Origin of the sequence: Streptomyces sp. Ag109_G2-15, from assembly GCF_900215565.1 — a bacterium.
GTDB classification, from domain to species: Bacteria; Actinomycetota; Actinomycetes; order Streptomycetales; family Streptomycetaceae; genus Streptomyces; species Streptomyces diastatochromogenes.
Genome location: NZ_OCNI01000001.1, coordinates 5,002,052 through 5,022,348 on the forward strand (window position 1 = coordinate 5,002,052; position 20,297 = coordinate 5,022,348).

At 71.3% G+C, this 20,297-nt stretch carries 20 protein-coding genes; 9 read left to right on the forward strand and 11 right to left on the reverse strand.

Going from position 1 to position 20,297, the window contains the following annotated elements; genetic code table 11:
* Positions 1–13 precede the first annotated feature (13 nt).
* The gene (locus tag CRP49_RS22445) at positions 14–778 is read right to left on the reverse strand and encodes an ABC transporter ATP-binding protein (RefSeq protein WP_097255010.1); all 765 of its coding nucleotides are present in this window, start codon (positions 776–778) and stop codon (positions 14–16) included.
* A gap of 43 nt (positions 779–821) precedes the next feature.
* On the reverse strand, positions 822–2,282 hold the full coding sequence (locus CRP49_RS22450; protein ID WP_097255011.1) for an ABC transporter permease: 1,461 nt from the start codon (positions 2,280–2,282) through the stop codon (positions 822–824).
* Between the two features lie 200 nt (positions 2,283–2,482).
* Here CRP49_RS22450 and CRP49_RS22455 point away from each other — a divergent pair, with 200 nt between their 5' ends.
* Positions 2,483–3,730, forward strand: a complete 1,248-nt coding sequence (locus CRP49_RS22455; RefSeq protein ID WP_179851714.1) for a D-alanyl-D-alanine carboxypeptidase family protein — start codon at positions 2,483–2,485, stop codon at positions 3,728–3,730.
* A gap of 253 nt (positions 3,731–3,983) precedes the next feature.
* On the opposite strand, the gene CRP49_RS22460 is transcribed toward CRP49_RS22455, so the two are convergent.
* Both CRP49_RS22460 and CRP49_RS22465 read right to left on the reverse strand, forming a co-directional pair.
* Positions 3,984–4,742 (reverse strand): SDR family oxidoreductase, encoded by a 759-nt coding sequence (locus CRP49_RS22460; RefSeq protein WP_097255013.1) that lies wholly within the window; start codon positions 4,740–4,742, stop codon positions 3,984–3,986.
* Between the two features lie 56 nt (positions 4,743–4,798).
* A complete protein-coding gene (locus tag CRP49_RS22465; protein ID WP_179851715.1) occupies positions 4,799–5,812 on the reverse strand; it encodes a Gfo/Idh/MocA family protein in 1,014 nt (337 codons plus the stop codon).
* A gap of 86 nt (positions 5,813–5,898) precedes the next feature.
* On the opposite strand from CRP49_RS22465, the gene CRP49_RS22470 reads away from it, so the two are divergent.
* The 5 genes from CRP49_RS22470 to CRP49_RS22490 all read left to right on the forward strand — a co-directional run bounded on the left by CRP49_RS22470 (position 5,899) and on the right by CRP49_RS22490 (position 10,934).
* The gene (locus CRP49_RS22470) at positions 5,899–7,194 is read left to right on the forward strand and encodes a multidrug effflux MFS transporter (protein WP_097255014.1); all 1,296 of its coding nucleotides are present in this window, start codon (positions 5,899–5,901) and stop codon (positions 7,192–7,194) included.
* Positions 7,146–8,315, forward strand: coding sequence for a serine hydrolase (locus CRP49_RS22475; protein ID WP_179851716.1), 1,170 nt, complete (start codon positions 7,146–7,148; stop codon positions 8,313–8,315). The genes CRP49_RS22470 and CRP49_RS22475 overlap by 49 nt, the downstream gene beginning before the upstream one ends.
* Before the next feature lie 115 nt (positions 8,316–8,430).
* Positions 8,431–9,426: a small ribosomal subunit Rsm22 family protein gene (locus tag CRP49_RS22480; protein ID WP_097255015.1), complete on the forward strand. Its 996-nt coding sequence runs from the start codon at positions 8,431–8,433 to the stop codon at positions 9,424–9,426.
* A gap of 26 nt (positions 9,427–9,452) precedes the next feature.
* On the forward strand, positions 9,453–10,067 hold the full coding sequence (locus tag CRP49_RS22485; RefSeq protein ID WP_097255016.1) for a TetR/AcrR family transcriptional regulator: 615 nt from the start codon (positions 9,453–9,455) through the stop codon (positions 10,065–10,067).
* A 129-nt stretch (positions 10,068–10,196) separates the two neighbouring features.
* Complete coding sequence (locus CRP49_RS22490) at positions 10,197–10,934, forward strand: bifunctional DNA primase/polymerase (protein WP_097255017.1); 738 nt, start codon at positions 10,197–10,199, stop codon at positions 10,932–10,934.
* A 28-nt stretch (positions 10,935–10,962) separates the two neighbouring features.
* Here CRP49_RS22490 and CRP49_RS22495 read toward each other — a convergent pair whose 3' ends face one another.
* Genes CRP49_RS22495 through efeO form a run of 4 tightly spaced genes read right to left on the reverse strand, consistent with a single transcriptional unit; the run spans position 10,963 to position 15,206 of the window.
* On the reverse strand, positions 10,963–11,958 hold the full coding sequence (locus CRP49_RS22495; RefSeq protein ID WP_097255018.1) for a hypothetical protein: 996 nt from the start codon (positions 11,956–11,958) through the stop codon (positions 10,963–10,965).
* Complete coding sequence (gene efeU / locus CRP49_RS22500; protein WP_097255019.1) at positions 11,918–12,790, reverse strand: iron uptake transporter permease EfeU; 873 nt, start codon at positions 12,788–12,790, stop codon at positions 11,918–11,920. The genes CRP49_RS22495 and efeU overlap by 41 nt, the downstream gene beginning before the upstream one ends.
* A gap of 3 nt (positions 12,791–12,793) precedes the next feature.
* The gene (efeB, locus tag CRP49_RS22505; RefSeq protein WP_097255020.1) at positions 12,794–14,056 is read right to left on the reverse strand and encodes an iron uptake transporter deferrochelatase/peroxidase subunit; all 1,263 of its coding nucleotides are present in this window, start codon (positions 14,054–14,056) and stop codon (positions 12,794–12,796) included.
* A gap of 13 nt (positions 14,057–14,069) precedes the next feature.
* Entirely contained in the window at positions 14,070–15,206 is a 1,137-nt protein-coding gene (efeO, locus tag CRP49_RS22510) for an iron uptake system protein EfeO (RefSeq protein WP_097255021.1), read from the reverse strand.
* Between the two features lie 244 nt (positions 15,207–15,450).
* Between efeO and CRP49_RS22515 the strand changes: the two genes are divergently transcribed.
* Together CRP49_RS22515 and CRP49_RS22520 are read left to right on the forward strand one after the other, a co-directional pair.
* On the forward strand, positions 15,451–16,338 hold the full coding sequence (locus tag CRP49_RS22515) for a hypothetical protein (RefSeq protein WP_097255022.1): 888 nt from the start codon (positions 15,451–15,453) through the stop codon (positions 16,336–16,338).
* Positions 16,331–16,975 carry a PhzF family phenazine biosynthesis protein gene (locus CRP49_RS22520; protein ID WP_097255023.1) on the forward strand — a complete coding sequence of 215 codons (645 nt, stop codon included), beginning with the start codon at positions 16,331–16,333 and terminating at the stop codon, positions 16,973–16,975. Before CRP49_RS22515 ends, CRP49_RS22520 begins: the two co-directional genes overlap by 8 nt.
* A 20-nt stretch (positions 16,976–16,995) precedes the next feature.
* Here the strand turns inward: CRP49_RS22520 and CRP49_RS22525 are convergent, their stop codons facing one another.
* Both CRP49_RS22525 and map read right to left on the reverse strand, forming a co-directional pair.
* A complete protein-coding gene (locus CRP49_RS22525) occupies positions 16,996–17,643 on the reverse strand; it encodes a heme oxygenase (biliverdin-producing) (protein ID WP_097255024.1) in 648 nt (215 codons plus the stop codon).
* Positions 17,644–17,786: 143 nt separating this feature from the next.
* Complete coding sequence (gene map, locus CRP49_RS22530; protein ID WP_097255025.1) at positions 17,787–18,644, reverse strand: type I methionyl aminopeptidase; 858 nt, start codon at positions 18,642–18,644, stop codon at positions 17,787–17,789.
* A gap of 59 nt (positions 18,645–18,703) precedes the next feature.
* On the opposite strand from map, the gene CRP49_RS22535 reads away from it, so the two are divergent.
* Positions 18,704–18,943, forward strand: a complete 240-nt coding sequence (locus tag CRP49_RS22535; protein WP_179851717.1) for a hypothetical protein — start codon at positions 18,704–18,706, stop codon at positions 18,941–18,943.
* Here the strand turns inward: CRP49_RS22535 and CRP49_RS22540 are convergent, their stop codons facing one another.
* On the reverse strand, positions 18,944–20,221 hold the full coding sequence (locus CRP49_RS22540; protein WP_097255027.1) for an MFS transporter: 1,278 nt from the start codon (positions 20,219–20,221) through the stop codon (positions 18,944–18,946). It lies immediately after the preceding gene.
* Positions 20,222–20,297 lie beyond the last annotated feature (76 nt).

The window sequence follows — 20,297 nt, forward strand, 5'->3', positions numbered from 1 at the left end:
GTACGACTAAGGGTCAGTAGCCGTAACCGCCGTACGGCTGCTGCGCGTACTGCTCCTGCGACGCGTGCCGGCCGTACGCCTGCTGCCGTGCCGCCCCGCCGCCCCCCTGCTCGGTGAGCGTGATCCGGCCCGCCTTGATGGTGGCCAGGCGCGGGGCGCGGCGGGCGATGGAGGAGTCGTGGGTGACCATGATGAAGGTCAGTCCGTGCTCCCGCCACAGGCCCTCCAGCAGGGCCATGATGTCGTCGCGGGTGCCCTCGTCGAGGTTGCCGGTGGGCTCGTCGGCGAGCAGTACCTTCGGGTTCTTCACCAGCGCGCGGGCGATGGCCACGCGCTGCTGCTGACCGCCCGACATCTCGGACGGGACGTGCGACAGGCGTTCGCCGAGGCCGACCGAGCGCAGGGCCTCCGCCGCGCGCTCGCGCCGCTCCGCCGGCTTCACGCCCAGCGGGACCAGGGCCGTCTCCACGTTCTCCTGCGCGGTGAGCGTCGGGATGAGGTTGAACGCCTGGAAGATGATGCCGATCTTCTCGGCGCGCAGCTGGGTCAGCTTGGCCTCGCTGATGGTGCCGAGGTCGACGCCGTCCAGTTCGACGCTGCCGGAGGAGGGGCGGTCGAGGCCGCCGATCATCTGCAGCAGCGTCGACTTGCCGCCGCCCGTCGGGCCCTGGATGACCAGCTGGTCGCCGTCGGCGATGGTGAGGTCGACGCCGCGCAGCGCCTCCACCGTCTCCTTGCCCCGCGTGTACCGCTTGGTGACGCCGGTGAGTCTGTACATGGGTGCTCCGTGAGTGAGACAGAAGATGAGACAGAAGAGCGGGTCAGGAGACGCTGCGCAGGGCATCGGCCGGGCGCATCCGGGAGGCGCGCCAGCCGCCCATCGCGCCGGCGATCAGACCGCCGGCGACCGCGAGGCCGACGGCCAGGGCGATGGTGGTCAGGGAGACGGGCGCGGTCAGCGCGATCTCCAGGGTGTTCTTGGTGGCCTGCTGGCCGGGGCCGCCGCCACCGGGGCCGCCCATGCCACCGCCCATACCGCCACCGCCGCCGCTGCTGCCCAGCTCCGCCTGGAGCTTCGGGCTGATCGCGGTGACCGTGTAGGCGGCCGCGAGGCCCAGGACGATGCCGAGGCCGCCGCCGATCAGGCCGTTGACCATGGACTCGCCGACCACCTGCCGGGTCACCTTGCGGCTCGGCCAGCCGAGCGCCTTCAGGGTGCCGAACTCCCGCACCCGCCGGGACACGGCCGAGGAGGTGAGCAGCGCGGCCACCAGGAAGGCGGCGACCAGGACGGTGATCGAGAGCCACTTGCCGACGCTGCCGGCCAGGTTCGAGGCCGTGGACAGCGAGCCGGAGACGGTGGAGGCCAGGTCGGAGGAGGTGGTGACCGTCGTACCGGAGATGTTGCTCTGGATCGTCTTCTTGACGGTGGAGATCTGCTTGGAGTCGGTCGCCTTGACGTAGATCGTGGTGACCTTGTTCTTGGCGTCACCGAGCGACTGGGCCTGCTTCAGCGGCAGGTAGACGTCGGTGGTGGACTCGCTGCTGTCCGGGGTGGCGATGCCGATGACCGTGTACTTGGTGCCGGAGACCTTGAAGGTCGAGCCCACCTTGTACTTCTTCTCCTTGGCGTACGACTTGCTGACGACCGCGACCTTCGCGTTCGTCTGTGCCGAGGTGAAGGTCTTCCCGGAGGTGATCTTCATCGTGGCCAGCGGGCCGAGGGCCTGGTCGGTGACGTCGACGCCGGCCACCGAGTAGCTGTTGACGTTGAAGTTGGCGCCGCCGCCCTGCACCTGCGGCTGCCCGTTGCCGCCGGGGCCGCCTTGCTGCTGGGAGTTCCCGGAGGACGTGGACGACTTCGCCTTGCCCTGGGTGAAGGAGCCGTCGACCTTGGTGACGTTCAGGGAGAGGGCGCCCACCGCGCTCGCCACGCCCTTCTGCGCTGCGACCTTCTCGACCAGCGAGGACTTCAGGGCCTGACCGCCCTGTGTCATCACCCGGTCCGAGCTCTGCGAGCTCTTGCTGCTGGACTTGGCGTCGAACTTGAAGTTCGGGCCCTGCGAGCTGCCGGCCTTGGGCGCCGACTGCGCCTTGGTGACCGTCATGTCGGTGCCGAGGCCGTAGAGCGACTTGAGGACCTTGTCCTGCGCCTGCGTCATACCGGCCGACACCGAGTTGACGGTGATGACCAGGGCGATTCCGAGCGCCAGACCCATGGCGATGACCAGAGCGGCCTTCTTGCGGCGGCTCAGCTCGCGCTTGAGATAGATGCCAAACATCCCGTTCCTCGAAGGTTCTTGGCGCCCGCTGTGGGCGCTGCCACAAGCTAGGGAGGAACCTTTGAGGCGCACTGAGTAAAGGATGTGTCAGAGCTGAGAAAGCGACGTGGGTGATCAAATTTTCATAAGACAGCAAATTCCTATGCCCTGGAGGGCCTCCTGCCAGGAAATGCCTGTTGGGTGCGGTGTACGGTCCCCGGGTGCGTGAATGTTCCCGGCTCAGCCGGCGTGCCGCCCTCGGGCTGACGGCCGCCGCCCTCCCCCTGTCCGTGGCCGCCCCCGCCTCCGCCGCGACCGTGATCGGCGGTGAGCGGCTGGCCCGTACCGGAGTCCAGGTGCGCGGCGCCGGCGGCCTGCCCAAGAAGCTCACCGCCCGCTCGTGGCTGGTCGCCGACTGCGAGACCGGCGAGGTGCTCGCGTCGTTCAACGCGCACCGGCGCCTGGCGCCAGCGTCCACGCTGAAGATGCTGTTCGCCGACACCGTGCTGAAGAAGTTCGAGCGGACCGAGCGGTACAAGGTCACCGACGCCGACCTCGCCGACATCCCGGCCGGATCCAGCCTCGTCGGCGTCAAGCCCGGCATCACCTACTCCGTCGAGCAGCTCTGGCAGGGCGTGTTCCTGCGCTCCGGCAACGACGCGGTGCACGTGCTCGCGCACATGAACGGCGGCGTGGCCAAGACGGTCGCCGAGATGCAGGCCAAGGCCGAGGACCTGCAGGCCCTGGACACCCATGTGGTCAGCCCCGACGGCTTCGACCACAAGGGCCAGCTCTCCTCGGCGTACGACCTCACGCTCTTCGCCCGGCACGGCCTCAAGAACGCCGACTTCCGCGGCTACTGCGGCACGCGGACCGCCGACTTCCCGGCCGGCGGCAAGAAGACCTTCCAGATCCAGAACACCGACCGCCTGCTCACGGGGGCCTGGGGGCTGGGCACGTACGACGGTCTGATCGGCGTGAAGAACGGCTACACCAGCCACGCCGGCAACACCTTCACCGGTGCGGCCACCCGGGGCGGCCGCACCCTGCTGGTCACCGTGATGCATCCCACCGAGGGCAGCAACGCCGTCTACGAGCAGACCGCCGCGCTGCTCGACTGGGGCTTCGGGCAGGGGCGTTCGGCGCAGGCGGTGGGCACGCTCGTCGAACCGCTCAGCGAAGGCGGGGCGAGCGCGAGCGCGAGTCCGACGTCCCAGGGGAAGGCGGCCCGGGCCGCGGCCGGTGCGCCCGGCTCGGTGTCGTCGTCCGGACACCCCTCGTCATGGCGGCTGCTGGAGGGCGGCGCCGGGACGGTGGCCCTGCTGGGAGCGGGCGCGTGGGCGCTGCGGCGGCGCATGGTCCGGGCGAAGGCGGCGCGTGCGGAGGCCACGGCCGAGGCGCAGACGGAGAGGGAGACGGAGACGGAGACGGGAACGGAGCCCGAGTCCGGGGGTCGGCACCGGCGCTGAGCGCTCGGGATGCGTACAGCGGCAGCCGTTCCACCGACCGGTGCGTACCCCGCGGTCCCACGCGAGGTCCACCCCCAACTCCGGTCCGGTGGAACGACTGCCGACTCCCCCCTCGGTGTGGCTACGGAACCCCCGTGCTCCAAGTGTGAAGCTCTTGTGGAGGAAAGTTGAGCATATGCGGCCGACCGGCCGCAATAGTGCGGACGTTGAAATTCCGTTTGTGTAACTTGAGGATTTGGATTCCGGTCTGTCCTCAACCCCGGCCGATATACGGCATCGCCGTCGCCAGCACCGTCGTGAACTGCACGTTCGCCTCCAGCGGCAGCTCGGCCATGTGCCGCACGGTGCGTGCCACGTCGGCCACGTCCATCACCGGTTCCGGGGCTACTTCCCCGTTCGCCTGCAGTGCTCCGGTCTGCATCCGGGCCGTCATGTCGGTGGCCGCGTTGCCGATGTCGATCTGCCCGACCGCGATGCGGTACGGCCGCCCGTCCAGCGACAGTGACTTGGTCAGGCCGGTCAGCGCGTGCTTGGTCGCGGTGTAGGCGACCGAGTGCGGGCGGGGCGTGTGGGCGGAGATGGAGCCGTTGTTGATGATCCGGCCGCCCTGCGGGTCCTGCTCCTTCATCCGCCGGTACGCCGCCTGCGCGCACAGGAACGCCCCGTTGAGGTTGGTGTCCACCACGTGCCGCCAGGCGTCGTAGGACAGGTCCTCTACGGGCACCCCGCCCGGGCCGAACGTCCCGGCGTTGTTGAACAGCAGGTCGACGCGACCGAATTGGTCCACGGCCGCCGTGAACAGCGCCTCCACGTCCTCGGGTCGGGACACGTCGGTGCGCACGGCGAGCGAGGGCGCCTCGGGCACCAGCGCCGCCGTCTCCTCCAGCGTCTCGACGCGCCGGCCGGCCAGCGCCACCGACCAGCCGGCGCGCAGCAGCTCCACGGCGACGGCCCGCCCGATACCGGAGCCGGCGCCGGTCACCACCGCGATCTTCGATTGCCTGTCAGTCATGGTTCCGCAGCGTAGGCGGGAAGTCCGCCATGCGGAATCAGGTGTCCGCCATACGGCTAAACGGCGACCGCCGCGGCTTCCCCGGGGTACCGCACCCCGATCCGCTCCCGGATCGCGTCCAGCGTGCGCATCACCGCGAGGCTGCCGTCCAGCGGCACCAGCGGTGACTCCTTCTCGCCGGCCCGCAGCGCCCGCATGACCTCCTCGGCCTCGTGCCGCAGGCTGGTGCGCGGGCCGTCGGCCGGGTCGGCGGTGAACTCCTCCGGCGCGCGGCCGTCGCGGTGCAGCACGAAGCGGTCGGGGTGGAAGAAGCCGGACGGGATGTCGATCCGGCCGCGTGAGCCGGTGACCGAGGCGGCGGTCGCCGTACCGCCGACGATCGAGCAGTGCACCGAGGCCAGCGCCCCGCTCTCCCAGGACAGCAGCGCGCCCGTCTGGAGATCGACGCCCTCCTCCGAGAGCACCGCCCGCGCGGCGACCTCGTCCGGTTCGCCCAGCAGCAGCTGCGCGAACGACACCGGGTACACCCCGAGGTCCAGCAGCGCCCCGCCGCCCAGCGCCGGGTCCCGCAGCCGGTGCGCCGGCGGGAAGGGACCGGCCAGACCGAAGTCGGCCTGGACTGTGCGCACCTCGCCGATCGCCCCGTCCGCGACCAGCGCCTTCAGCCGCCGGACCAGCGGATTGCAGTACATCCACATCGCCTCCATCAGGAAGCGGTCGTGCTCCTTCGCCAGCGCCACCAGCTCCTCGGCCTCGCCGGCGTTGAGCGTGAACGCCTTCTCGCACAGCACGTTCCGCCCGGCCGCCAGGCACAGCCCGGCCGCCGCCCGGTGCGCCGCGTGCGGGGTGGCGACGTACACGACATCGATGTCCGCGTCCGCGGCCAGGGACTCCCAGTCGCCGTAGGCCCGCGTCACCCCGAACCGCTCGGCGAACGCCTGGGCCGACTCCTGGCTGCGCGAGGCCACGGCCACGATCTCGGCATCCGGCAGGTCCACCAGGTCCGCCGCGAACGCGGCCGCGATTCCGCCGGTCGCCAGGATCCCCCACCGCACGCTCTGCTCCGCCATCCCGCCCCGCCCTCGTTCATGTGTGCCACGGCAGTGTGTACGAGCTGCGAGCATAGAGGCCGATCCAGTAGGAGAGGGAGGGGCACATGCCCGAGCACGCGGCGGCACCGACACCGGAAACGGAGCACCAGTCCACCACCGCACCCGCCCCGGTCGCCGCCACCCGCCGCACCGGTCTGCTCGTCACCCTCGTCCTCGGCGGCCTCACCGCCACACCCCCGCTCGCGATGGACATGTACCTCCCGTCCCTGCCGGAGGTCACCCGCTCCCTGCACGCCCCCGCCGCCACCGTCCAGCTCACCCTCACCGCGTGCCTGGCCGGCATGGCGCTCGGGCAGCTGGTCGTGGGCCCGATGAGCGACCGCTGGGGCCGCCGCCGCCCGCTGCTGACCGGCCTCGCCGTCTACCTCCTCGCCACCGCCCTGTGTGCCCTCGCGCCCACCGTCGAGGCGCTGGTCGCCTTCCGTATCGCCCAGGGCCTCGCGGGCGCGGCCGGCATAGTCATCGCACGAGCCGTCGTACGTGACCTCTACGACGGCGTGGCCATGGCCCGCTTCTTCTCCACCCTGATGCTGATCTCCGGGGTCGCGCCGATCGTGGCGCCCCTGATCGGCGGGCAGATCCTGAGGGTCACGGACTGGCGGGGCGTGTTCGTCGTCCTCACCGTGGTCGGGGCCGCGCTCGCCGCGGTCGTCTGGCTGCGGCTGCCCGAGACTCTGCCGCCCATCGAACGGCACGGCGGGGGAGTGGGGCAGGCCCTGCGCTCGATGCGCGGCCTGCTCGCCGACCTGCCCTTCACCGGCTACATGCTCGCCGGCGGCTTCGCCTTCGCCGCGCTGTTCGCCTACGTGTCCGCCAGCCCCTTCGTCGTGCAGGAGATCTACGGCGCCTCCCCGCAGACCTTCAGCCTGCTCTTCGGCGTCAACTCGGTCGGGCTGGTGATCGCCGGGCAGGTCAACGGCCGGCTGCTGGTGGGCCGGGTCAGCCTGGACAAGGTGCTCGGCACCGGCCTCGCGGTGATCGTGCTCGCCGCGACCGCGCTGCTGCTGATGACCACGGGCACCTTCGGCGAGGTCGGCCTGGCCCCGGTCTCCGCCGCCCTGTTCGTCCTCATGTCCGCGATGGGCATCACCCTGCCCAACGCCCAGTCCCTCGCCCTGCTGCGCACCCGGCACGCCGCGGGCTCCGCCTCCGCCCTCCTTGGCACCACCTCGTTCCTCGTCGGAGCGGTCGCCTCCCCGCTCGTCGGCGTCGCCGGAGAGCACACCGCCGTGCCCATGGCGGTCGTCCAACTGGCGGGCGCACTGGTAGCGGCGGCCTGCTTCGTGGGAATGTGCCGTCCCTGGAACACCCGTGCGGGGTCGGAGGGAGAGGACAACTGAGCGCACCGAAGCTGCGCGTCGGCACACCCGAACGCGCCGGGCTCGATCCCACCGGACTCGGGCGCCTGGCCGGCGAGGTGCACGCCCTCACCACCGGAGCACGCCCCTGGGCCGCCGGTGCCGTCGTCATGGCCGGACGCGGCCCCGTGATCGCCGTGGCCGAGGCCGCGGGCTGGGCGGTCCGCTACGCCTCCTACGACCCCGAGACCGACACCGGCGTCGAACTGCCGCCCGCCGCCCGGGTCCCGACGAGCGTCGACACGCCCTTCGACCTGGCCTCCCTCACCAAGCTGTTCACGTCCGTCGCCGCCGTCCAGCAGATCGAGCGCGGCACCCTCGGCATGGACGCCCGGATCGGCGCCTACCTGCCCGGGTTCACCGCGGCCGCCGAACACGGCATCACCGTGCGGCAGCTGCTCACCCACACCTCCGGGCTGCGCCCCGAACTCCCGCTGTACGACTGCCGGGACGACACCGCCCGACTCGCGCTGCTCCGCGCGGAGGCCCCCACGTCCGAGCCCGGCCGGTACCTCTACTCGGACCTGAACATGATCCTGCTCCAGTTCGTCCTGGAGCGGATCACCGGCCGCCCCCTCGACGTCCTGATCGAGGACGGCATCACCCGCCCACTCGGGATGACGGCGACCGCCTTCGGCCCCTGCCCCGGCGCCGCGGCCACCGAGGACCAACGGCGACCCTGGGCCAAGGCCGACCGCGGCATGCTGCGCGGCGAGGTCCACGACGAGAACGCCTGGGCGCTCGGCGGGGTGGCGGGCCACGCCGGCCTCTTCTCCACCGCGCCCGACCTGGCGGTCTTCTGCCGCGCCCTGCTCGCGGGCGGCGCGTACGGCCCCGCGCGCATCCTCGGCCCCGACTTCGTGGAACTCCTGCTGACCCCACCGGGCCTGGGCTTCACGGTGGACCAGCCGTGGTTCATGGGCGAACTCGCGGGCCGGGGAGCGGCGGGCCACACCGGCTTCACGGGCACGTCACTGGTCCTGGACCCGAGGACGGACACGTTCTTGGTGCTGCTGGCGAACACGGTCCACCCGAGACGCCGGGCACCGGACAGCGGACCGAGGGCGAGACTGGGCACGTATCTGGCGCGGGCGGTGATCTGATCTCGACCTTGGCCTTCCGGCCTACCGAGTCGGGTGGTGTGGGTGGGAAACGGGGGTCTGGGGGCGGAGCCCCCAGCAGTCCGGCACCAGCACCGCCCAGCCATACAATCGCCAGGTGAACGCCCCCGCATCCCCGGCCGAATCCCTCCGCACCGCACTGGCCGACCTGCTCGACGGCCTCCCCCCGACGCAAGCAGCCGGAGCGGTGGAACGCCTGATCGCCAACTACCGCGGGGCCACCCCCACCGACGCCCCCATCCTCCGCGACCGAGCCGACGTGGCCGCCTACGCCGCCTACCGCATGCCGGCCACCTTCGAGGCCGTCCACTCGGCCCTGGAGGCGTTCGCAGCGGCCGTACCCGACTGGACCCCCGCCAGCCACGTCGACGTCGGCGGCGGCACCGGCGCCGCCACCTGGGCCGTCACCGCAACCTGGCCGGGCGAGCGCGGCGTCACCGTGCTGGACTGGGCCGAGCCCGCCCTCGCCCTCGGCCGGGAGATCGCCCGGGCCAACCCCGCGCTGCGGGACGCCCGCTGGCAGCGCGCCCGCATCGGCACCGCGCTCACCCTCGACAGCGCCGACCTCGTCACGGTGTCGTACGTCCTCAACGAACTCGCCGAGGCCGACCGCACCGCCCTCGTCGACGCGGCCGCGGCCGCCGCGCAGGCCGTGGTGATCGTGGAGGCCGGCACCCCGGCCGGCTACGCCCGGATCATCGAGGCCCGCGACCGCCTGATCCGTGCCGGGTTCCGCATCGCCGCGCCCTGCCCGCACAGCGCCGCCTGCCCCATCGTCCCCGGCACGGACTGGTGCCACTTCTCCGCCCGGGTCAGCCGCTCCTCCCTGCACCGCCAGGTCAAGGGCGGCTCCCTGGCGTACGAGGACGAGAAGTTCAGCTACGTCGCCGCCACCCGGCTGCCCGCCGAGCCGGCCCCCGCCCGGGTGGTCCGGCGCCCGCAGATCCGCAAGGGCCAGGTGCTCCTCGACCTGTGCGAGGCCGACGAGCAGCTGCGCCGCACGACGGTCACCAAGCGCCACGGCGACCTGTACAAGGCGGCCCGGGACGCCGACTGGGGCGACGCCTGGCCGCCGCAGGACCCGACCGCGTAGCCGACGGGGCTTGTTAGTTTCACCCCATGGTCAAGAAGCCCGCCCCCGACGCCACCCGCCGCAGCGAGAAGTCCCGTCGGGCGATCTACGACGCCGCCCTCGCCCTGGTCGGCGAGGTCGGATATCCGAAGACCACGGTCGAGGGGATCGCCGCCCGGGCCGGGGTCGGCAAACAGACGATCTACCGGTGGTGGGGGTCGAAGGCGGACGTGCTGCTGGAGGCCTTCCTGGACCTCGGCGAGCAGGCGGCACGGGCGGCCGGGCAGGAGTCGTACGCCATCCCGGACACCGGCGACCTCGCCGCCGACCTCAAGGCGGTGCTGCGGGCCACCGTCGACGAGCTGCTCGACCCCCGCTTCGAGATGCCCAGCCGCGCGCTGGCCGCCGAGGGCCTGGTCAACGAGCAGCTCGGCCGCGAGTTCGTCACCAAGCTCCTTGAACCCCAGCTCCAGCTGTACGTCGACCGGCTGCGCTCCGCGCAGGACACCGGCCAGGTACGTCCCGACGTCGACCCGCGCATCGCCCTCGAACTCTTCGTCTCACCGCTCGCCCAGCGCTGGCTGCAGCACACCGGGCCGATCTCGTACGCGTACACCGACACCCTGGTCGACTACGCCCTGTACGGCCTGGCCCCCCGCTGATCTGCTGTGACGCACGTCTCGTCCGGTTCCTCCGGATCCCGGCTCCGGCCCCCCGAAGCATCGGAAGATGGGACGATAAGGCATGCTGTCGGGCACAACAGCGAGGCGACCACGAGGCTGAGGGGCTAGATGAGCGCGACGTTCGGCGGCCGGACCGGCCGGCAGGGCAAACTCTCCCAGTGGCTGCTCGGACGCCGCCCGAAGGAGGACGCCGCAGACGACGGCGGTCGTGAGGCCCTGCTGCTCGCCGCCGCCGCAGCGGGCCTGCCCCTGGCACCCGCCGCGCACCCCGCCGACGGCTACCGCTGTTCCTGCGACCGCGTCGGCTGTCCCACCCCGGCCCGGCACCCGGTGTCGTTCGCCTGGCAGACCCAGTCCACGACGGACCGCGCGCAGCTCGAGCGCTGGGCCCGGCACCAGCCGGAGGCCAACTTCATCACCGCCACCGGCATGGTGCACGACGTCCTCGACGTGCCCCTGGAGGCCGGCCGGGAGGCGCTGGACCGGCTGCTCGGCACCGGTGTGGAGGTCGGTCCGGTCGCCGAGAGCGACGACGGCCGCATGCTGTTCTTCACCCTCACCCGGGGCACCCCCGAGGACGAGGACGAGTGGTGGCCCTGCGCGCTGGACTGCCACCCCGAGACCATGGACGAGCATCCGGGGCTGCGCTGGCACTGCCGCGGCTCCTACGTCCTCGTACCGCCGGCCCGGCTGCCCGGCGACGACCAGCAGGTGCGCTGGGTCCGCGGCCCGGAGCATCCGCTGCCCGACCCGCTGACCCTGCTGGAGGCGCTCACGGACGCCTGCGCCCGCCACGCCGGCACGGAGCCCGACCACGCGAGCGCCGCCTGGCCCCTGCGGCCCTGAGGCCCGACCGTCCCCGAGGGGGCCGGGCCTACTCGCCCTGTGCGGCCGTCAGGCCCTGGAGCCGGCCCAGGACCGACACCTGGCCGCTGCCCGCCGGGTCGAGGGCGGCCTCGTTGGAGATGAACTCCAGCGTCAGCGACTGCTTGACCTCGCCCTTGGTCAGGGCCTGCACGTCCTTGTTCGGGATCGGCACCGTGGTGCCCGGGGCCGCCGTCCGCTTCTCGTAGTGGTGCGTCGTGAAGAACACCAGCGCCCCGCCGTCCGCCGTGCGCAGCGCGAGCGGCGCGTAGTCGCCGTGGGTCAGCGGCTGGTCGATGAACTGCCGGACCAGGCCCGGCTTCTTGGCTTCCTTCGCGCGGTCCGAGCGCCAGCCGCTGGTGTTGCGGCCGTCCGCGAACGTGGTGCCGCCACTCTTCAGATAGGCCGCGTAGCCCTTGCTCAGATCGGCGGGCCGCACGGCCAGTTGGGTGGAGTCGGCGGGCACGGCCTCGGCCCAGCCGTCCTTGTCCTTCTTGAACTCCGGTACGTCACCGGCCGCGACCAGCGTCAGATACGCCACCTGCCACGGCCGGCCGAGGTCGTCGCGGGTGAACACCAGCAGCCAACGGGCGCCCGCACCCCCGATGTTGCCCTTGGCGTCCGCGACGAACCACCGGGGCCAGCCGGCCTTCTTCGGGATCGTGAACTTGGCGTCCGTCAGCGTGAGCTGGGTGTGGTTCGCGTTGCCCGACGGGCTGTTGGCGTGCCCGGCCTTCAGCCGGGCGCCGTCGATGTCGGCGAGGGCGCCGGTGACGTGGTCCTTGTCCAGGGAGCGGTCGTAGGCCTTGTCGGCCTTGTTGTACGCGTCCGTGAACTGGGTGAGTGCCTTGGCGGCCTCGGCGCGGGTGGTGGCGGGGAGCACCTCGCGCTCCCCGTGCACCACCACACATCCGCTCGCCGTCAGCGCCATGGCGGTCAGTGAGACCGCTATGAGCGCGTTCCGGTCACGCCTGCGGAGCCTTCGACGGCTGCGTTCCCTGGTCATGAGGTGCTTTCACCTTCCCCTTCCCGGAGGCGAACCCTACCGGGGCGAGGAAGATCGCGAGTGTCGGGACCAGGTACAGCAGCCACACCGTGACCTGGACCACGGTCGGGTCGGGCTGGAAGTTGAACACGCCCTTCAGCAGCGTGCCGTACCAGCTGTCCGGCTCGATCGTGTCGCTGATGTCGAAGGCCAGGTCCCGGATGCCCGGGATCCAGTTGGCCTCCTGCAAGTCGTGGAAGCCGTACGCGAGCACGCCCGCAGCGACCACGACCAGCATGCCGCCGGTCCAGGTGAAGAACTTGGCCAGGTTGATCTTCAGCGCGCCCCGGTAGAACAGCCAGCCGAGGACGACCGCCGTGGCGAGGCCGAGCGCCACGCCGATCAGCGGGCGCGGGGTGCCGTCGCTCGCCGCGTGCACGGAGGCCCACACGAACAGGGCGGTCTCCAGGCCCTCCCGGCCGACGGCCAGGAACGCGGTGGCGACCAGCGCGCCCGTGCCCATGGCGAGGGCCGCGTCCAGCTTGCCGTGCAGCTCGGACTTGAGGTGCCGGGCGGTGCGCCGCATCCAGAACACCATCCAGGTGACCAGGACGACGGCGACGACGGACAGCGAGCCGCCCAGCGCCTCCTGCGCCTCGAACGTCAGCTCCTGCGAGCCGAATTCGAGGGCGCAGCCGAAGCCCATCGCGATGGCGATCGCGATGCCGATGCCGATCCAGATCGGCTTCAGGGCGTCCTTGCGGTCCGTCTTCACCAGGTAGGCGATGAGGATGCAGACGACGAGCGAGGCCTCCAGGCCTTCGCGCAGGCCGATCAGGTAGTTGGAGAACACGGGCTACGCCTCCTCGGAGAACAGCGTGCGGCCCCACCAGTCGTCCTTGTCCCGGACGCCGGGCGGGACGGCGAAGACGGCCGAACCCACGTGCTGGATGTACTCGTTGAGCGCGTCCTTCGCCGACAGCTGCCGCTGCAGCGGGATGAACCCCTTGCGCACGTCACGCTGGTAGGCCAGGAAGAACAGGCCCGCGTCCAGGCGGCCCATCCCGTCGGTGCCGTCGGTGAAGGAGTAGCCGCGGCGCAGGATGGTGATCCCGTTGTTGGATTCGGGGTGCGCGAGGCGCACGTGCGCGTCCGGCTTCATCGCCTTCAGGAACGGCTTGTCGTGCTCCTTGGCCTTGCCGACCGGCGCGCCCTCGCCCTTGTCCCGGCCGAAGATGTCCTCCTGCTCCTGCAGCGAGGTCCGGTCCCAGGTCTCGATGTGCATGCGGATGCGCCGGGCGACCAGGTACGACCCACCGGTCATCCACTTCGTGCCGTCGCCCTCGCCGACCCACACGAACTTCTTCAGCCGGTCCGTCTCGGTGCCCGCGATGTTGCGGGTGCCGTCCTTGAACCCCATGAGATTGCGGGGGGTCTGGGCGTCCGGAGTCGTCGACGAGGTCTTGCCGAAGCCGAGCTGCGACCAGCGGATGGCGACCTTGCCGAAGCCGATGCGGGCCAGGTTGCGGATGGCGTGCACGGCGACCTGCGGGTCGTCCGCGCAGGCCTGGACGCACAGGTCGCCGTCGGTGCGGGTCCGGTCGAGGTTGTCGCCCGGGAACTTGGGCAGGTCGACCAGGGCCTCGGGCCGCTTGCCGGACAGCCCGAACTTCTCGAAGAACGACGGCCCGAAGCCGATGGTGAGCGTCAGCCGCGAGGGCTTCAGCCCCAGGGCCTCACCGGTGTCGTCCGGCGGCGCCTCGGCGAGCCCGCCGTACGCGCCCTCGCCGACCGCCTTCCCGGCGGTCATCCGGCGCGCGGCCTCGGTCCAGTCCTTCAGCATCTGCACGAACTCGTCGCGGTTGTCGGTCTTCACGTCGAACGCGGCGAAGTGCAGCCGGTCCTGCACCGGCGTGGCGATGCCGGCCTGGTGGGCGCCGTGGAACTGCACGGCGGCGCCCACCTCGGCGGCGGCCGGATCCACGTCGTTGCCCGCCTTGGCCGCCGCCACGGCACCGCCGGCCGCGGCGGCACCGAGCGCGAGCCCGGCACCGCCCCAGCCGATCAGCGCACGGCGGGAGGGGGAGGAGCCGCCCTGGACTTCCTGGGTCTCGGTCATGTCCCGTCTCCCCTTACTTCACAACCGCGGCGGCGAGCTTGGACAGCGGCTCGGCGAGCGCGTTCACCGCGTCCGAGAGCTGCTTCTGCTCGTCCTTGCCGACCTTGTCGTACGAGGTGAAGTCGTACGAGTTCTTGTCCGTGCGGTACTTGTCGAGCAGCGTGTTCAGGGCCGCGAACTGCTTGTCCAGCTCGGTGGTCAGCGCGGCGTCGTTCTTCGAGGCGACCGGCTTCAGCAGCTCGTACGACTTCTGCGCGCCCTCGACGTTGCCCTTGAAGTCGACCAGGTCGGTGTGCGAGTAGCGCTCCTCCTCGCCGGTGACCTTGCCGGTGGCGACCTCGTCGAGCAGCTCCTTGGCGCCGTTGGCCATGGAGGTCGGGGTGATCTCGGCCTTGCCGACCCGCTTCTGCCAGTCCTTCAGGTCGGTCACCAGCTGGTCGGCGAGGGTCTTCTCCTCGGCGCCGATCTTCTTGTCCGCCCAGAGGGCCTTCTCCAGGCGGTGCCAGCCGGTCCACTTCTGGCCGTCCTCCAGGCCGTCCTCACGGACGTCGACCTTGGGGTCGATGTCACCGAAGGACTCGGCGACCGGCTCGGTGCGCTCCCAGCCGAGGCGCGAGGGGGCGTACGCCTTCTTGGCGGCCTCGATGTCGCCGTCCTTGACCGCCTTCACGAAGGTCTCGACGAGCGGCAGCGTGGCGTCGGCCTGCTCCTGGGCGTACTCGCGGTAGTCGGCGACCGCCTTGTCCAGCTGCGGGTCGCGCTTCGCGACCTTGCCGGAGCCGGTGACCGTGAGCTTCTGCCGGACGCCCTTGCCCTTCATGCCCGGGACGCAGGCGATCTCGTACGAACCGGCCTTCACCTCGGCGGTCAGCGTGTACTTCGTGCCCGGGCCGATGTTCTCCTTCTCGGAGACGATCCGGTCGTCCGGGAAGAGGATCTCGACCTCGGTGGCCTTCGAGCCCTTGTTCTCGATCTTCAGCGTGACCTGGCCGGCCGGGACCGACTTGGCGGAGGTCTCGCACTTCGAGTCGGCGGCGGTCACCTGGATCGCGTCGCCGTCCTTGGCGTCGCTTTTCGCCGTGCACGCCGTGATGGCGGTCAGAGCGGCCACGGTGGCGGCGGCGGTGACGGTGAGTCGGACGGCTCGCATGCAGGCTCCAAGCGGGAACGGTGTGGTGAGGCTGGCCTAACTTACATGAGGCTTACCTCACCAATACCCGCCCGGGTCCTGATTCACTGCTCACGGAAATCTCACAGACACGGCTTGATTTCGACGGCTCAAAACAGATCCCAAGAGATGGTAAAGGAAAGGTCAAGAGGATGCGGTTGGCGCAGGGCTACTGGGGGCGTAATCCCGTTGCCGGGTGGGGGAGTGGCTCCCTGAGAATGCCCGCATGACCAGGGTGCGCAGGGAACTGCTCGGGGCGGGGCGGCTGGTGTTGGACGTGCAGGGCCGGCCCGGCCCGCCGCCGTTGCGCTTCGAGACCACCGACGACGGGCGGCTGAAGCTGCTGCGGCAGGGGGAACGGACGCTCCTGCTCGGCAGGATGGACGGTGAAGGCTGCTGCTTCGACCTCCGCCTGCACCGCCTCGACGGCTACCGCTCGCCCCTGCCGCCCCTCCGCGCCACGGAGCTGCGCTCGTCCGTCAACTGGACGCACCAGTACGCACGTTGGCTGGAGGACGCCCCGCAGAGCCCGCTGTATGACGGGCGCTGGGAACTCTGCTTACGGACCGCCTTCGCCCTGCCGATCTGGACTGTGGACTTCGTCCGCGACTGGCCCACCGGCAGCCTGGAGCTCTACTGCGGGGGCGGCTGGCACGGCATCCTGCCCCTGCGCGAACTCTCACCGCCCGACGCCCCGAGGGTGATGTCGTACCGCAAGCACGCCCGCGAGGGCACGCTTGCGCCCGTCCTGCTGTGGTGGGTGTCGTTCCTCGACGGCTGGGTGATCCTCGACGGCCACGACCGCGCGGTGGCCGTGCTCGCGGAGGGCGGGACGCCGCAGTGCGTGGTGCTCACCCAGGTGCCCGATGAGGCGCAGTGGCGCAGTCGGGCCGAGGCGATGACCGAGCAGCGCGAGCGCGACAGGGAGTGGCTGGCGACGCGCCGCGACCCCGGTGCCGCGCGCCATCGGGCACTCATGGAAGAGGGCTACGGCGACGCCCTGGCGGACCTGCCGTACGAGCCTGCCCCCACCCGCTCCTGGCCCCTCCCCGGCGGCGCTCCTGCCCGGGACGCGCTCGCCGGTGCCGCGATGTTTCAATTCCGGAGTGACTGATTACGACGTACTCCGCGTGTTCTGTGCACCGAACGGCGGCTACGGCAACGAACTCGGTGTCGTCCGCGACGGCTCGGTCGTGCCCGAGCGGAGTGACCGGCAGGCGCTCGCCGCCAAGCTCGGCTTCAGTGAGACCGTGTTCGTGGACGACCCCGAGCGCGGCGTCATCGACATCTACACCCCCACCCTGCGCCTGCCCTTCGCCGGCCACCCCTGCGTCGGCGCGGCCTGGCTGCTGGACGTCCCCGAACTGGTCACGCCCGCCGGGGTCGTGGGCGCCCGGCTGGACGGCGAGTTCAGCTGGATCGAGGCCCGCGCGGAGTGGGCCCCGCCGCGCACCCTGCGCCAGTACCCGACCGCAGCCCAGGTCGACGCCCTCGACGTGCCGCCGCCCGGCGAGTGGGTCTATGCCTGGGCCTGGGAGGACGAGGCGGCCGGCCGGATCCGCGCCCGCGCCTTCCCCGGCCGTGACGACGGCATCGACGAGGACGAGGCGACCGGCGCGGCGGCCCTGCTCCTCACCGACCAGCTGGGCCGGGCGCTGAACATCACGCAGGGCAAGGGCTCCCAGATCCTGACCGCGCCTCAGCCGTACGGATGGGTGGAGATCGGGGGGCGGGTCTTCCTGGAGCGGTAGGGCAGCCCCCAGCGGGGCGGTCACGCGGACAGGGGGAACTCCTCGCCCAACGCCCGGAAGACCTCCGTGTTCAGGGCGAACGCCCGCTTGCACTCCGCCACGATCCGCTGCTTCTCCAGGTCGTCCACGGCGACCCCGTCCAGCAGCTCCCGGTAACCCCGCTTGAACGCGGCCGGGTTGGAGATCTGCTCGAACACATAGAAGCGGACCCCGTCGCCCTTCCTGGCGAAGCCCCACGTCTTCTCCGCCCTGTCGCGGATGATCTGCCCGCCGGAGAGATCGCCGAGGTAGCGGGTGTAGTGATGGGCGACGTACCCGCCCGGCCAGCGCTCGGCGCACTCCCGCACCCGGTCCGCGTACGCCCGCGTCGCCGGGAGCGCGCTCACTTCCGCCCGCCACCCGGACCCCCGCAGATGCGCGAGGTCCCGCTCCAGCGCGGCCAGCCGGAACAGCTCGGGGCGTACGAACGGCCCCGCCACCGGATCCGCCGCCAGCCGCCCGGCCGCGTTCTCCAGCGCCTCGTACACGAACCACAGCTGCTCGGTGTAGCGGGCGTACGCGCTCACGCCCAGCCGGCCGCCGAGCAGGTCGCTCATGAACGTCGAGGTCTCCGCCTCCACGTGCTGCTCATGGGACGCCGTGCGGATGAGGGTCGAGAACGACTCCATGGACTCTCCTCGGTTTGCCGACCTGCTGTCGGTAAGTTTACCGACAGGCTGTCGGAAAAACATCAGCAGACGGGACCGGGCAGAAAAAGGCAGAAAAAAGCCCGCCCTGGGCGTCAGGGCGGGCTGCGGGAGGGCGGTGGCGGTTACGGCAGGGTGAGGATCTCCGCACCCGTGTCCGTCACGACCAGCGTGTGCTCGAACTGGGCCGTCCGCTTGCGGTCCTTGGTCACGACCGTCCAGCCGTCGTCCCACATGTCGTACTCGTGCGTGCCCAGCGTCAGCATCGGCTCGATGGTGAAGGTCATGCCGGGCTGCATCACGGTCGTCGCGTGCGGGCTGTCGTAGTGCGGGATGATCAGGCCCGAGTGGAACGACGAGCTGATGCCGTGCCCGGTGAAGTCCCGTACGACCCCGTAGCCGAAGCGCTTGGCGTACGACTCGATGACCCGGCCGATGATGTTGATCTGCCGGCCCGGCTTGACCGCCTTGATCGCCCGGTCGAGGGACTCCCGGGTCCGCTCCACCAGCAGCCGCGACTCCTCGTCCACGTCACCGACGAGGTAGGTGGCGTTGTTGTCGCCGTGCACCCCGCCGATGTACGCGGTCACGTCCAGGTTGACGATGTCGCCGTCCCTGAGCACCGTCGAGTCCGGGATGCCGTGGCAGATGACCTCGTTGACGCTGGTGCACAGCGACTTCGGGAAGCCGCGGTAGCCGAGCGTGGACGGATAGGCGCCGTGGTCGCACATGTACGCGTGGGCGACCTCGTCCAGCTGGTCGGTGGTCACGCCCGGCGCGATGATCTTCGCGGCCTCCGCCATCGCCTGCGCGGCGATCCGGCCGGCGACGCGCATCGCCTCGACCGTTTCCGGGGTCTGCACCTCCGGTCCGGTGTACGGCGTCGGCGCGGGCTTTCCGACGTACTCGGGGCGGCGGATGTTTCCGGGTACCGAACGGGTGGGGGACAGCTCCCCTGGTACGAGCAGCGACTGGCCAGACATGCCAGCGAGTCTAACCAGCGGGCATGGGGGAACATGTCCGTGGTGAGAGGAGCTTGTTCATGCCCCTGTTCAAGAAGCGCACCGTCGGCAAGCCGGGTGAGTGGTACTACTGCCTGGAGCACAAGAAGGTCGAGGAGGGCCCGGAGTGCCCGGGCAAGGACCGCTTCGGGCCGTACGCCTCTCCGGAGGAGGCCCAGCGCGCGATGGAGACCGCGGCCGAGCGCAACCTCGAGTGGGAGACCGACCCCCGCTGGCACGACGCCTCCGCGCGCGGTGACGAGGACGCCGACCAGGACTGATCACACCTGCGTGGGTGCGGTGGCGGAGCGCTGCTCGCGCAGCCGTACCGCGTGCTCGTTGGTCCGGGCGTCGTAGGTCATCAGCCCCGGCAGACACAGCGCCAGCAGGCCCATCGCGCCCACGCACAGCAGTCCGCCCGACCACACGGACGTCCGTACGCCCGCCCAACCGGCGACCGTGCCGGAGCGGACCTGGCCCAGCTGCGGGCCCACCGAGTACGACAGCAGCTCGATGCCGGCGAGGCGGCCGCGCAGCTCGTCGGGGATCGTCTGGTTCCACATCGCGGCCCGGAAGACCCCGCTGACCATGTCGCAGCCGCCGGCGACGGTCAGGAGCAGCAGCACCAGCCACACGTTGCCCACGACCCCGGCGACCGCGATCGCCACGCCCCACAGTGCGGCCGCCAGCACCACCATGCGGCCGTGCCGGTGCACCCGGGAGGCCCAGCCACTGGTCAGGCCGACCACCATCGCGCCCAGGGGGACGGTCGCGTACATCAGGCCGAGCGCCCACTCGGCGTGCAGCTCGTCGGCGAGGAACGGCAGGACGGCGAGCGGCATGGCCAGGAACATCGCGGCGAGGTCGACGACGTAGGTGCCGAGGAGTTCCTTGCGGCTCCAGGCGTAGCGGGCGCCCTCGGCGATCGCCCGCAGGTCCGGCTTCGCGGCCTCGTAGGAGGCGGGGGAGGGGGCGATGCGGACGATGTACGCCAGGGACATGGCGAAGGTCAGCAGGTCGGCGGCGTAGGCCCAGCCGAGGCCCGCGTAGGCGACGACGACGCCCGCGACCGCCGGGCCGGCCACTCCGCCGACCGTCCAGCGCAGGGAGTTCAAGGAGGACGCGGCGGGCAGGTGGTCGTGGGCGACGATCCGGGGGAGCAGGGAGTCCAGGGCGGGGCGCTGTACCGAGACCAGGGCGGAGGAGAGGGCCGCGATCACGTACAGCGGCCATACGGCGGGGTGGGGCAGCAGGGCGTTCAGCAGCAGGGCGGCGCTGAGCAGGCCCTGGCCGGCCTCCGTCCACACGATCAGCTGCCGCTTGTCGAGGGCGTCGGCCAGGGCGCCGCCGTACAGGCCGAAGACGATCAGGGGGATCAGCTCTACGGCGCCGATCGCGCCCACGGCCGCCGCCGAGCCGGTGAGGTCCTTCAGCTGGACCGGTAGTGCGACGAAGGTCAGGAAGCTGCCGAAGTTGCTGATCAGACCGGATGCCCAGAGTCTGCGGAAGTCGGCGGAGGCCTTCCAGGGGGCGAGGTCGGGGAGGAGAGCTTGGGCCACGGGGGCATGCTCTGCTCGACGGAAGTACAGGGCAACTGCTTTTCTGCAGGCACCGCCCGGGGCTCCGCCCCGGACC